Annotated in this window: 10 protein-coding genes; all 10 read right to left on the bottom strand. The window is 57.7% G+C overall.

The window, feature by feature from the left end; translation table 11 throughout:
* Positions 1 to 26 precede the first annotated feature (26 nt).
* The 10 genes from guaD to uraH all read right to left on the bottom strand — a co-directional run bounded on the left by guaD (position 27) and on the right by uraH (position 12,414).
* Complete coding sequence (guaD, locus tag JHC09_RS13160; protein ID WP_199532285.1) at positions 27 to 1,328, bottom strand: guanine deaminase; 1,302 nt, start codon at positions 1,326 to 1,328, stop codon at positions 27 to 29.
* Positions 1,325 to 2,548 carry a urate hydroxylase PuuD gene (locus JHC09_RS13155; protein WP_199532284.1) on the bottom strand — a complete coding sequence of 408 codons (1,224 nt, stop codon included), beginning with the start codon at positions 2,546 to 2,548 and terminating at the stop codon, positions 1,325 to 1,327. Before JHC09_RS13155 ends, guaD begins: the two co-directional genes overlap by 4 nt.
* A gap of 58 nt (positions 2,549 to 2,606) precedes the next feature.
* Complete coding sequence (locus JHC09_RS13150) at positions 2,607 to 3,689, bottom strand: BMP family ABC transporter substrate-binding protein (RefSeq protein ID WP_199532283.1); 1,083 nt, start codon at positions 3,687 to 3,689, stop codon at positions 2,607 to 2,609.
* Between the two features lie 56 nt (positions 3,690 to 3,745).
* Complete coding sequence (locus JHC09_RS13145) at positions 3,746 to 4,669, bottom strand: ABC transporter permease (RefSeq protein ID WP_169195696.1); 924 nt, start codon at positions 4,667 to 4,669, stop codon at positions 3,746 to 3,748.
* On the bottom strand, positions 4,669 to 5,802 hold the full coding sequence (locus JHC09_RS13140; RefSeq protein WP_248309021.1) for an ABC transporter permease: 1,134 nt from the start codon (positions 5,800 to 5,802) through the stop codon (positions 4,669 to 4,671). The genes JHC09_RS13145 and JHC09_RS13140 overlap by 1 nt, the downstream gene beginning before the upstream one ends.
* On the bottom strand, positions 5,799 to 7,328 hold the full coding sequence (locus tag JHC09_RS13135; RefSeq protein ID WP_349236549.1) for an ABC transporter ATP-binding protein: 1,530 nt from the start codon (positions 7,326 to 7,328) through the stop codon (positions 5,799 to 5,801). Before JHC09_RS13135 ends, JHC09_RS13140 begins: the two co-directional genes overlap by 4 nt.
* Positions 7,318 to 8,175 carry a xanthine dehydrogenase accessory protein XdhC gene (gene xdhC / locus JHC09_RS13130; protein ID WP_199532281.1) on the bottom strand — a complete coding sequence of 286 codons (858 nt, stop codon included), beginning with the start codon at positions 8,173 to 8,175 and terminating at the stop codon, positions 7,318 to 7,320. The genes JHC09_RS13135 and xdhC overlap by 11 nt, the downstream gene beginning before the upstream one ends.
* Before the next feature lie 91 nt (positions 8,176 to 8,266).
* Positions 8,267 to 10,597, bottom strand: a complete 2,331-nt coding sequence (xdhB, locus tag JHC09_RS13125; protein ID WP_199532280.1) for a xanthine dehydrogenase molybdopterin binding subunit — start codon at positions 10,595 to 10,597, stop codon at positions 8,267 to 8,269.
* Positions 10,597 to 12,060, bottom strand: coding sequence for a xanthine dehydrogenase small subunit (gene xdhA, locus JHC09_RS13120; RefSeq protein ID WP_199532279.1), 1,464 nt, complete (start codon positions 12,058 to 12,060; stop codon positions 10,597 to 10,599). The genes xdhB and xdhA overlap by 1 nt, the downstream gene beginning before the upstream one ends.
* 3 nt (positions 12,061 to 12,063) lie before the next feature.
* Positions 12,064 to 12,414, bottom strand: coding sequence for a hydroxyisourate hydrolase (uraH, locus tag JHC09_RS13115; RefSeq protein ID WP_182394212.1), 351 nt, complete (start codon positions 12,412 to 12,414; stop codon positions 12,064 to 12,066).
* Positions 12,415 to 12,473 lie beyond the last annotated feature (59 nt).

Genomic DNA, 12,473 nt, shown 5'->3' with positions numbered 1-12,473 from the left:
CTGGTTTATGACAAGAGCGGTTGGTTTCACAACCCGGCTAAAGTCGACTTTGTAGCGGTTCCAGCAACATAAACTTCCACAATGGAGCGATCATCGCCCATGGTTTGGAGTAAGAATAGCTCTTCAACCAAAGATGTCACTGTTCCTTGGCGCATTTGCATAGTTGGCGTCGCTCCAGAATCGAGAACGACCAAGTCAGCATCGCGCCCCGGCGCTATAGATCCGATCTTGTCTTCTAAGCCCAATGCTTCTGCGTTACCCCGCGTTGCCAAATGAAACGATGACAATGGATTGAAGCGCTGCTTGCGCAACTGCAAAATCTTGTAGCCCTCGTCCAATGTCCGCAGCATGCTCATGCTGGTGCCGCCCCCAATGTCCGAGGCAATGCCGATCCGAACCCCGTTGGCCAAAAGGCGTTCGCGGTCAAACAAGCCTGATCCGAGGAACAGGTTTGACGTCGGGCAAAAAACCGCCACCGCCCCGGTTTCCGCCAAGACTGAGGTTTCGCGATGATTGAGATGGATCGAGTGACCGAGCAGCGTTTTCCGGCCCAATAGGCCGTAGTCCTCATAAATCCCCGTATAGTCCTTTGACGCCGGATAGAGCTCCATCGAGAAGCGAATTTCTTCGTCATTCTCGCTCAAATGCGTCTGCACGTAGCATTCGGGATGCTCGGCGACCAAAGCCTGCGCGGCTTCGAGCTGTGCGGGGGTCGAGGTGATGGCAAAACGCGGGGAAATCGCATATTGGCCGCGACCGCGCCCGTGCCATTTGGCAATCAGGGCCTTGCTGTCGTCATAGCCGGATTGAGCTGTATCGCAGAGCGCTTCAGGCGCATTGCGATCCATCATCACCTTGCCGCCGACCATAAGCATATTGCGCTTCTCGCCCTCGGCGAAGAACGCATCCACAGAGCGCGGATGGCTTGAGCAATAGGCGACGGCTGTGGTCGTGCCGTGCCGGATCAGCGCATCGTAAAAATCAACAGCGACCGCTGCAGCATGGCCCTGCTGGCTGAACTTTTGCTCTTCGATAAAGGTATAGGTATTGAGCCATTCGAGGAGCGACCCCGCATAAGCGGCCATGATGTGGCTCTGCACATAATGCACATGCAGGTCGATAAAGCCGGACATGATGAGGTGAGGCCTGTGGTCCACCACGTCGGCCCCAGCAGTCTCAGCACTCGCATAATCACCGACTGCGATGACCTTGCCGTTCTCGAGCGTCACTGCACCATCTTCGAGATAGAGGTAGCTCTCTGTGTCTCCAATATCTTGCGGGGCCCGGTGGAAGCTGAGAACTCTGCCTCGCAATATGGTTTTCGTCACGAGTTAGAACCCTCTCTATACCACTCAACGAGCAATGCCCGTTCTTGCGCAGTCATTTCCGTCACATTGCCGGGCGGCATCGCGTGGCTCCACCCAGACTGAATGACAATCTCACGAGCGTGGTTGGCAATCGCGATGTCATTATCAAGCACGACATTCTTGGGCGCACGATACACCCCCTCATAGGCCGGCTCAGCCGTGTGGCACATGGCGCAGCGCGTCTGCACCGCAAGGCTAGCGGCCGCAAAATGCTGGCTATCCATATATTGCTGCCCAACCGAACTAATCTGCGTCTCGGCCCCTTCAGGCAGGCGCGGACCGGTCGAGAGCCAAGCGATAATCAACATCAGGATCACTGCAACAGCCCAGGTCCAATGCGGATTACCCTTACGCGCGTGGCGCGTGTTGAAATAGTGCCGCACGACCACGCCGACGAGGAAGATCAGCGACGCGATAATCCAGTTCCACTGCGTGGCGAAGGCCAGCGGATAGTGGGACGAGAGCATGAAGAAGATCACCGGCAGGGTGAGGTAATTGTTATGCAGCGAGCGCTGCTTAGCGATTTTGCCATATTTCGCGTCGGGCGTGCGCCCGGCCTTGAGATCGGCAACAACAATCTTCTGATTGGGAATAATGATCATCGCGACATTGGCGGTCATAATGGTCGCGGTAAACGCGCCCATATGCAGCATCGCCGCGCGGCCAGTGAACAGCTGCGTATAGCCCCAGCTCATCGCCACAAGGATCGCGAACAGCACGAGCATCAGGCCAGTGGTCGATTGTCCGATCTTGGACTTGCACAGCGTGTCATAGAGCAACCAGCCCAGACCAATCGAGCCGATAGAGAGCGCGATTGCGCCCCAGCTCGGAATATCGAGCACATTACGATCAACGAGATAAAGGTCCGCGCCGATATAATAGAGCAGCGCCAGCAGCAGCGCGCCTGAGAGCCAGGTTGCATAGCTTTCCCACTTAAACCAAGTGAGGTGCTCGGGCAAAAACTCCGGCGCAACGAGATATTTCTGGATGTGGTAGAAGCCGCCACCATGCACTTGCCATTCTTCGCCATGGGCTAGCGGAGGCAAGCTCGGGGTCTTTCGCAGACCCAAATCGAGAGCGATAAAGTAAAAAGAAGACCCAATCCAAGCGACCGCCGTGACCACGTGCAACCAGCGCGCGGCGAACATCGCCCATTCATAGAAAATAACTAAATCGCCCATGTCCCACCCTCATAAAAAGGGGCGGGTAAACCCGCCCCTGATCATCTCGAAATGTCTATCAGGCTGGTGGGATCACGCCTTCAACGTACCAGTCCATGCTGAGCAGTTCAGCGTCGGTCATGGTGACGCCAGCCGCAACGCGTTCAACACCAGTGTGGTCATTGATCGGGCCGGTGAAGATTGCAACCGAACCATCGATCTGGCCAAGACGCATAGCTTCCGCGTCCTTGACGGCGGCTTCTGGAACCTTGGAGTGGTAAGGGGTCATGGTCACGACCTCTTCCTTGAGACCTTCCCAAGTGTTGCCTGGTGCCCAAGAGCCATCGAGAACAGCCTTGGCCGACGCGAGGTAGTGAGGGCCCCAGTTGTCGATGATCGCGGTCAGCTGGGTGTCAGGAGCAAATGCGCTCATGTCTGCGCCCTGGCCGAAGCCGCCGATGATGCCGCGTTCGGCAGCAACCTGCAGAGCCGCTGGACCGTCGGTGTGCTGAGCAATGATGTCCATGCCTTGGTCGATCATAGCGCGGGCAGCGTCAGCTTCCTTGGCTGGGTCGTTCCAGGTCGAGATATAGACCGGGGTCAGGGTGAATTCTGGGTTGATCTTACGCGCAGCGAGCGTGAAGGAGTTGATGCCCATCACAACTTCTGGGATCGGGAACGAGCCGATATAACCAGCCTTACCGGTCTGGGACATGTGACCAGCGATGATACCGCAGATCGCACGGCCTTCATGGAAGCGCGCGTTGTAGAGGCCAACATTCGGGCCGCTCATATAGCCGGTCGCGTGTTCGAACGCGATATCAGGGAACTCTTCTGCAACCTTGATAACGCTGTCGCCGAAACCAAAGCTGGTTGCGAAGATCAGCTTGCAGCCCTGCTGAGCCAGTTCGCGCAGGACGCGTTCGCAATCCGGGCCTTCAGCCACGTTTTCGACGAACATGGTTTCAACCTGTTCGCCCAGCTGTTCCTGGATGAAGATACGGCCCTGATTGTGCGCGTAGTTGTAGCCGTTGTCGTTGATCGAGCCCACGTAGATGAAGCCGATCTTCAGTTTTTCTTGACCGAAAGCAGTGCTTCCGAGAAGTGGCAGAGACAAGGCGGCCCCACCAACCTTGATGAAAGTACGACGCGACAGTGTCATCATTTTTCTCCTGATTGACGACATTTTTATGAATTGAGGCGTTCGTTGGCGCCGCCTCAATTACCCGGCATGAACGGCCTGCCAAGGCAGGCCGGAGCATTAGTTGACGCGTCGCGCTTCAGCGAAATCAGCACCAGCACGACGATCGTTGCGAGATAGGGCAAGGCTGCCCACAATTCGGCAGGGATAGCGGAGAAAAGACCGCCACCCGCCTTGATGTACACTTCCATGGTCATCACCAGACCAAAGAGATAGGCGCCGAACAATAGGCGCATTGGACGCCACGAGGCGAACACCACCAGCGCCACAGCAATCCAGCCACGGCCCGCCGTCATGCCTTCGGCCCATTGTGGCGTCAGCAGCAGCGGGAAGCAGGCCCCGGCGATCCCTGCCATAGCGCCACCAAACATGATCGCGAGGTAGCGCACACCCAATACCGAATAGCCAATCGAGTGCGCCGAATGGTCGTTCTCGCCGACAGCGCGCAGGATCAGACCCGAACGTGTCTTCTTGAGGAAGAACCAAACGGCAAACACCATGAAGAACGCGAAATAAACCGGCAGCGAATAGCCCAGAAGCACGCGCGCAATGGGATGGTCCGCGATGGTTTCTGGCAAGACCGAGTCCATAAGTGGCACCGGCCGAGCGGAGTAGTTCGCCCCGATGAGCGCCGAAAACCCTGTCCCGAAAATCGTCAGTGCCAGCCCGGTCGCCGTCTGATTTGCCGAAAGCGAGAGCGTCAGGAAACCAAAGATCAGAGACGAGAGAACACCAGCAACGGCCGCTGCCAGAAGAGCCAGCAGGGGCTGACCGGTATGGAACTGAACGATGAAGCCGACGACAGCGCCAATCAACATCATGCCTTCAACGCCGAGGTTCAACACCCCTGCCCGTTCAACGACCAGTTCGCCCAAAGCGGCAATCAGAATAGGAGTGGACGCGCCGACGACGGTCACGATGATCGCAATGGTAAGATCCATTATGCAGCTCCCACGCGGGCATCAGGCTGAACGCGCCGAATGCGATATTTGATCAAAATGTCACCAGCCAGCAGCAGGAACATCATTAGCGCCTGGAAGATACCTGTCGTTTCATCCGGAAGACCCATGGTTGTCTGAGCAATCTGCCCACCCACGAATGTGACCGCCAACACAAAACCTGCAAATATTACGCCAAGTGGATTAAGCCGTCCGAGGAAGGCCACGATGATGGCCGTAAAGCCGTAGTTGGTGGCAAAGCCCGGCACCATGCGCTGGAACGGGCCAGCCACTTCCAGCATCCCCGCCAGACCCGCCAAACCGCCGCTCACCAGCATGGCCATCCAGATGGTTTTGTTCTGCGAAAAGCCGCCGTAACGCGCTGCGTGCGGCGCCGCACCAACAACGCGCATACGATAACCAAACACGGTACGGGTCATGATGAACCACACGACCAGCGCAATGAAAATCGCCAGCGGCACGCCATAGTGCACGCGCTCCACGAGCCCCTTGAGGATCAGAGCGCCGTCGCCGAGGAAGCCAAAATTTTCGACCGTCAGGTTCGGCAAGCGCGCCGCCACGTCAAAGCGACGCGACTGCGGGAAACCAATGCCCATTGGGTCCTTCCAAGGACCACGAATGAGGAAGAAAATCAGCTGTACGGACGCATAGGTCAGCATCAGACTGGTGAGAATTTCATTGACGTTGAGCTTGGTCTTGAGAAACGCCGGGATCGCCGCATAGGCCATGCCCGCAATCGCCCCTGCCACCGCCATCAGCGGCAAAATCCAGAAGCCACCCTGCCCGTGCGTGGCCAGCGCCACCCAGGTCGCAGCCAAAGCACCAACGATGTACTGGCCCTCAGCACCGATGTTCCAGACATTGGCCCGATAAGCGATCGAAAGACCAACACCGATAATAATCAACGGCGCAGCTTTAACGCCCAATTCCTGCCACTTGTAGGGATTGGTCAGTGGGGTAAGGAAAATCTCCCCAACCGCCGCAAAGCCATTGTAACCAATGGCCGAAAACAGGATCACGCCCACCAGCATGGTCAGAGCAACAGCCGCAATCGGCGTTGCGTAGAGCATGAACTTGGATGGCTCAGCGCGCTTTTCGAGACGAAACTGCATCATGCTGCTCCCGCCTCGCCATGCACACCGCCCATAAGCAGACCGATCTCTTCCACGCTAAAGTCCTTCACCGGCCGCACTTCAGAAAGCGAACCCATATTGATTACCGCAAGGCTGTCGGAAAGGGCCAGCAACTCATCAAGGTCCTGGCTGATCACGACAATGGCCGAGCCCGACGCGGCCAGATCGACCAAAGCCTGATGGATCGCCGCTGCCGCGCCCGCATCCACGCCCCAAGTTGGCTGGCTCACCACCAGAACCTTGGGGCTCTGCATGATTTCGCGGCCCATAATGTACTTCTGCAAATTCCCGCCCGAGAGCGAACTCGCGGTCGACTGCGAGCCGATGGCCTTCACCGAAAAACCCGCGATCACCTTGTCGGTGTATTTCTTCGCCGTGCCGAAATTGATCAGCCCCAGCATAACCATGCCGATACGATCACGCGCCGTGAGCACCGAATTGTCCGAGAGCGAGAAATCACCAACCGCCGCGTGACCATTGCGCTCTTCCGGCACCGCCGAAATCCCCGACCGGCGACGGTCGGTTGGGTGCTGCAAGCCAATGCTGCGTCCATCAAGGCTGATGGCGTCGCGGTCTTCGCCGAGCAACTCGCCCGATAGCGCGTCCAAGAGCGCGTTCTGCCCATTGCCGGCCACGCCCGCAATGCCCAGAATTTCACCAGCATGCACAGTAAATGAGATGTTGTTGACGGGCACATCGAAGTCGCCTGTCTTCTTGGTCGAAAGACCGTTCACCACGAGCTTGGGCTCGCCGAAGCTACGTCCGTCACCCTTGTTGATATCCTTGAGCCCGGCCCCGATCATCTTCTCGGCCATCGAGCGCGAGGTCTCGACCTTGGGGTCACACGTATCCACGAGCTTTCCGCCGCGCAGAATAGTCGCTGTGTCACACAGCGACTTAATCTCATGCAGCTTGTGCGAGATATAAAGGATCGAACAGCCTTCGCTCGCCAATTGGCGCAGCACGGTGAACAGCTGCTCCACTTCCTGCGGCGTCAAAACCGAAGTCGGCTCATCCATAATCAGCAGTTTTGGATTGAGCAGCAGCGCGCGCACGATTTCGATACGCTGGCGTTCGCCCACCGAAAGCGTTGCAACGGTACGGTGCGGATCAAGCGTCAGCCCATAGGTCTGCATGATCTGCCGCGTCCGCTCTTCGAGCTCCCGCTGCGGGATCTTCGCATCCATGCCGAGCGCGATATTTTCGAGAACGGTCAGCGCTTCAAACAGCGAGAAGTGCTGGAACACCATGCCGATGCCCAGCTTGCGCGCGGCCTTTGGGCTCTGCACGACAGTGGGTACCCCATTCCAGCGGATCTCGCCGGCATTGGGCTGCATGATGCCATAAATCATTTTCACGAGGGTGGACTTACCCGCCCCGTTCTCACCGAGAAGCGCGTGAATTTCACCCGGCTTGACCGAAAACGACACATTGTCGTTGGCCAGAACGCCTGGGAATTGCTTGGTGATACCGCTCAGTTCGAGCCGATTGGGCAGGTCAGAAACCACGCGCCACTCCCGTTTGTTCAAAGGAGGAATTGTCACGTGCACAAATGCCCTGACTTCCAACATTTGCCATAATTTCAGCTGCGGCGAAGGCCGCTATAACGGCGGGGCGTTTGTCGCCAAGGCCCTGCGCGCCGATAGGTAAAATGAGCTTGTTCAACGCCAATGCGTCACCCCCTTGGTCACGATACCAGCTCGTGAACTTTGCTCTTTTCGTTTGTGAGCCGACCATTCCAACATAGGCCGTGTCACGTCGCGACAATGCCTCATATGCAATGAGAAAATCTAAAGCGTGATCATGCGTGACGATCACAAAGCTGCTGCCCGCTGGCGCTTGGCGCACAATCATCTCGGGCATAGCGACAAGTCGAGAAGCGATTTGAGGCGCAAGTGCAGCCAGCTCCTCTTTGCGCGTATCAATCACCTCAAGCCTCACTGGCATAAGCGAGAGAATTTGCGCCAAGACACGGCCAACATGGCCCGCGCCAAAAACAAATACGCTCCGACGTTGCGCCAGTTCGGCCTCGCACCGCGCCACAAGCTCGGTCCGCATCGTGTCGGTAACATAAGAAAGATCGACACGAACACGCCCGCCACAACATTGGCCGATTTCGGGGCCCAAAGGCACGTCCATGACCTCATGCGCGCGCCCTGCTGTGATCAGCCGGCGCGCGTGGTCAATAACCATATATTCAAGAGCGCCGCCACCTATAGTCCCAAGCGCGAGTGTCGCGCCCACCACCATGAAAGTGCCTTCCGCGCGTGGCGAGGAGCCTTTCACATGCGTGATTTCGCACAATATGGCGTCGGAATTTTCGGCGAAAAATGCGCTGAGGGCTTGGGGAGTCATGATTCTCCCCCGTAGGCGCGGCCGGTCAGTTCCCCTCCCCCAATTTGGGGGAGGTACGGTGGGACACCAGACTTTGCGCCCACCGAGTTTTTCACGCGCGCGTCTCCGCTTGGAGTCGCTCTACGCCCATCAACACGCGCTCGGGCGTAATCGGCGTATCAAGGCGCGGCGCGATTCTATAATCGGCCACGCTGGCCACAGCCATGCCCAATGCTTCAGCCACACTCATGGCCAGCATAAAGGGCGGCTCACCGACCGCTTTGGATCGACCTATGGTCGGTTCTTTGTTCACCGACCACTCCGCCAGCTTCACGTTGAAGACCGGCGGGATATCAGAAGCCAAAGGGATTTTGTAGGTGGAAGGGGCATGAGTCCGGAGCTGTCCCTTAGAATCCCACACTAATTCTTCGCTAGTGAGCCATCCCATGCCCTGAATGAAGCCGCCTTCGACCTGTCCAACGTCGATAACGGGGTTCAGCGACTTGCCGACATCGTGCAAAATATCGACTCGGTCGACGGTATATTCACCCGTCAGTGTGTCGATGGTGACCTCGCTCACCGATGCCCCATAGGCATAGTAGTAGAACGGTCGACCACGGCCCGCCGCACGATCCCAATTGATATCCGGGGTCTTGTAAAATCCCGCTGCCGAAAGCTGAACTCGATTCAGATAGGCCGAAGCCACCAGCTCCCCAAACGGCACGAAGGTGGATCCAGCCTGCAATCCACCCTGCGCCCACGAGCACTCGCTCTCTGAAACCTTGTGCAGAACTGCCCCATGGGCGACCAGCCGAGCCTTGATCTGATCACAGGCATTGAGCGCCGCCATACCATTAAGGTCAGTGCCTGAAGACGCGGCAGTCGCCGATGTATTGGGGACCTTCCCCGTGGAAGTCGCCATGATCTTGACGGTGTCGAGATTGATGCCAAAGGCATCGGCAACCACCTGCGCCACCTTGGTGTGCAGCCCCTGCCCCATTTCCGTGCCGCCATGCGAAAGATGGACCGAGCCATCCTTATAGACATGCACCAAGGCACCCGCCTGATTGTACCAGGTCGCCGTGAACGAAATCCCGAATTTCACTGGGGTCAGCGCAATGCCCTTCTTGAGCACTTTGCTGGTTGCGTTGAAAGCGATCACCGCCCGGCGGCGCGCCTGATAATCCGCGCTGGCTTCCAGCTCTGCCACCACGCGATCAACGACATTGTCGGTCACCGTTTGATGGTAGGGCGTAATATTGTCGGTGTGCGTGCCGTAGAAATTGGCCTTGCGAATATCGAGCGGATCTTTGCCCAACGCATAGGCGATGTCTTCTACCCAACGCTCCGCCGCCAACATGCCCTGCGGCCCACCAAAACCACGGAACGCGGTGTTCGAGACAGTATTGGTATAAAGCGGCTGCGAGCGCAGGCGCACATGTGGATACCAATAGGCATTATCCGCATGGAACAATGCGCGGTCTGTTACTGGCCCCGAAAGATCGGATGAAAACCCCGCGCGCGCCGCATAGTTCGCGTCAACGGCGAGAATTTTGCCGGTCTCATCATAGCCAACATCGTAATCGACCACGAAATCATGGCGCTTGCCCGTCGCCTGCATATCGTCGTCCCGGTCCGGACGGATTTTACAAGCGCGGTTCCACTTCTTCGCCGCCAGCGCGGCAACAGCAGCAAAGAGATTGCCCTGCGTTTCCTTGCCGCCAAAGCCACCGCCCATACGGCGGATATTGATGGTCACAGCATGGTGGCGAATGGCCAATACCTGCGCCACCATCAATTGCACTTCGCTCGGGTGCTGGGTCGAGGCGTGAATGGTCACGTCCTCATCTTCGCCCGGAATGGCGAGTGCAATCTGCCCTTCGAGATAGAAGTGATCCTGACCACCTATGGTCATTGCCCCTTGAACGCGACGCGGCGCGCTGGCGAGGCCCGCTTCAACATCTCCCCGTTCCAGCTTGAGCGGTTCGGTCACGAGCTTTCCGCCCGCCTCCTGCGCCGTGCGTACATCGAGCGCATGCGGCAGGTCTTCGTAGTCAATCTTGACCAGCTGCGCTGCGCGGCGCGCGGCGTCGCGCGTTTCTGCCACCACCGCAAACATCGGCTGGCCCCAGAAGTGCACCTTACCAACCGCGAAAATGGGTTCGTCATGCTTATGGCTCGGCGAGACGTCATTCTCGCCCGGAATATCCTCCGCCGTCAGCACACCGATAACGCCGGGCGCCGCGCGAACGGCATCGAGATCAATCGACTTGATCGTGGCATGGGCGCGGGTCGACAGACCCAAATAGGCGTGCATCGTGCCCACAGGCTCGATCATATCGTCGATATATTCTGCCGTCCCGGTCACATGCTTGGGACCGCTGTCATGGCGCGTATTGGCATGCAGCACAGCCAATGAAATGTCCGAAGAATGCTTATTCATCATGCCACCTCACGGCTCAACCGCTCTGCGGTGCCTTCGGTCTCCATAAAGAACCGACGGAGCAGGTTCTTGGCGGCCAGCAGACGATAGTCCGCCGACGCGCGCATATCAGTGATGGGCTGATAATCCTCGCCAAACAGCGGCAGCACCGCCTCAATCGTCTCTTCCGACCAAGCCTTGCCCATCAGCGCTGCTTCCACCACTGCAGCACGCTTAGGCGTCGCCGCCATGCCCCCAAAAGCGATGCGCACCGAGGTCACCACACCATTGTCGGTCCCCACGCGGAAGGCCCCGCAGAGCGATGAAATATCTTCTTCCTTGCGCTTGGCCACCTTATAGACGGCGTAATGCTCACCCACAGGCAGCCTTGGCACAAAGAGGCTTTCGACAAACTCACCCGGCCCACGATCCTGCTTGCCATAGGCAACGAAGTAATCCTCGAGCGCCATCTCGCGCCGCTCATTGCCCTTCCGCAGCGTCAGGCGTGCACCCAGCGCAATAAAGGTCGGCGGGGTGTCCCCGATGGGCGAGCCATTGGCGATATTGCCGCCCAGCGTGCCCATATTGCGCACCTGTTCCCCAGCAAAGCGGCTCCAAAGCTCACGCAATTGCGGGAAATGCTCTTCGATCGTGGGCAGCGCTTCCGAATAGGTCACACCCGCCATAAAATTCACGCCCGCGTCCGAGACCGTAACGGCCTTCAGCTCTTGCAGATGATTGATAAAAATCACCGGCCCAATGCGACGCATGAACTTGGTCACCCACAGCCCAACGTCCGTCGAACCGGCGACGATCCGCGCTTCCGGATACTTTGCATAAAGGTGCGCCAGATCATCCAGGCTTGCGGGAATGATAATGCGGTTTTCACCAGCGCCAATCTCGACGCGCCCTGTCTGGCTCAACGCGATCAGCCTATCCTTGACCGCAATCCGCTCCGCCCACAGCACATCGCCCTGTGGCAATCCATAGCTCGAAATCGCCTCGGCCGCGCGAATGATCGGCGCATAGCCGGTGCAACGACAAAGATTGCCCTGCAATGCCTTCTCGATGGCCGAGCGCGTTGGGTGCGGGTTCCGCATCCACAAGCCATAAAGGCTCATGACAAACCCCGGCGTACAGAAACCGCACTGGCTCCCGTGCTGATCCACCATCGCTTGCTGCACAGGATGGAGCTGGCCATTCTCCCCGCGCAAATGTTCAACGGTGACGACGTGACAGCCGTTCAGGCTCCCCAGCAGTCGAATGCAGGCGGTGACGCTGTCATAAATGACTTCATCGCCAAAAACGCGACCAACCAATACCGTACAGGCACCGCAATCGCCCTCAGCACAGCCCTCTTTCGAGCCGCGCAGTCGGCGCTCTAGGCGCAACCAGTCGAGCAGCGTCTGATCAGGCGCCACATCCGTCAGGGCAATATCTTCACCATTGAGCAAAAAGCGAATGGCGTTGGTCACGTCTACCAAGGCTCAACTCCCGCGGTAGGTCGAATACGCAAATGGGCTGACAAGCAGCGGCACATGGTAGTGCTTGTCTTCAGAAATCGTAAAACGGATCGGCACGACATCAAGAAACGGCGTTTCAATCTCTACGCCAATACGCTCGAAAAACTGCCCCACGTGGAAGCGGATTTCATATTCGCCGTGCTGGAACTCATCGTCCAACAGGGGCTGATCTACGCGACCGTCAGAATTGGTGTAGCTATCAACCAGGTGATGCGTGTGGTCGCCATGAACATAGTGAAGTTCAAGGCGCATACCCCGCGCCGGCGTACCATGCATTGTATCGAGAACATGGGTTGTAAGGCGTCCGCCTGCCATGTTGCTACTCCTATTCGTCGTCCCCCCAAGACCATAGCATTTAGCAATCTTGCGGCTAG

The sequence above is a fragment of the Devosia sp. MC532 genome, from assembly GCF_016461625.1.
GTDB lineage: Bacteria > Pseudomonadota > Alphaproteobacteria > Rhizobiales > Devosiaceae > Devosia.
The sequence above is the reverse complement of the archived record's forward strand: the minus strand, read 5'-3'. Positions and strand labels throughout refer to the sequence as shown.

Excerpts from the sequence above, each read along its gene's own strand:
- JHC09_RS13155 (WP_199532284.1), bottom strand. The coding sequence starts at position 2,548 with ATGGGCGATTTAGTTATTTTCTATGAATGGGCGATGTTCGCCGCGCGC.
- JHC09_RS13150 (WP_199532283.1), bottom strand. The coding sequence starts at position 3,689 with ATGACACTGTCGCGTCGTACTTTCATCAAGGTTGGTGGGGCCGCCTTG.
- JHC09_RS13145 (WP_169195696.1), bottom strand. The coding sequence starts at position 4,669 with ATGGATCTTACCATTGCGATCATCGTGACCGTCGTCGGCGCGTCCACT.
- JHC09_RS13140 (WP_248309021.1), bottom strand. The coding sequence starts at position 5,802 with ATGATGCAGTTTCGTCTCGAAAAGCGCGCTGAGCCATCCAAGTTCATG.
- xdhC (WP_199532281.1), bottom strand. The coding sequence starts at position 8,175 with ATGACTCCCCAAGCCCTCAGCGCATTTTTCGCCGAAAATTCCGACGCC.
- xdhB (WP_199532280.1), bottom strand. The coding sequence starts at position 10,597 with ATGAATAAGCATTCTTCGGACATTTCATTGGCTGTGCTGCATGCCAAT.
- uraH (WP_182394212.1), bottom strand. The coding sequence starts at position 12,414 with ATGGCAGGCGGACGCCTTACAACCCATGTTCTCGATACAATGCATGGT.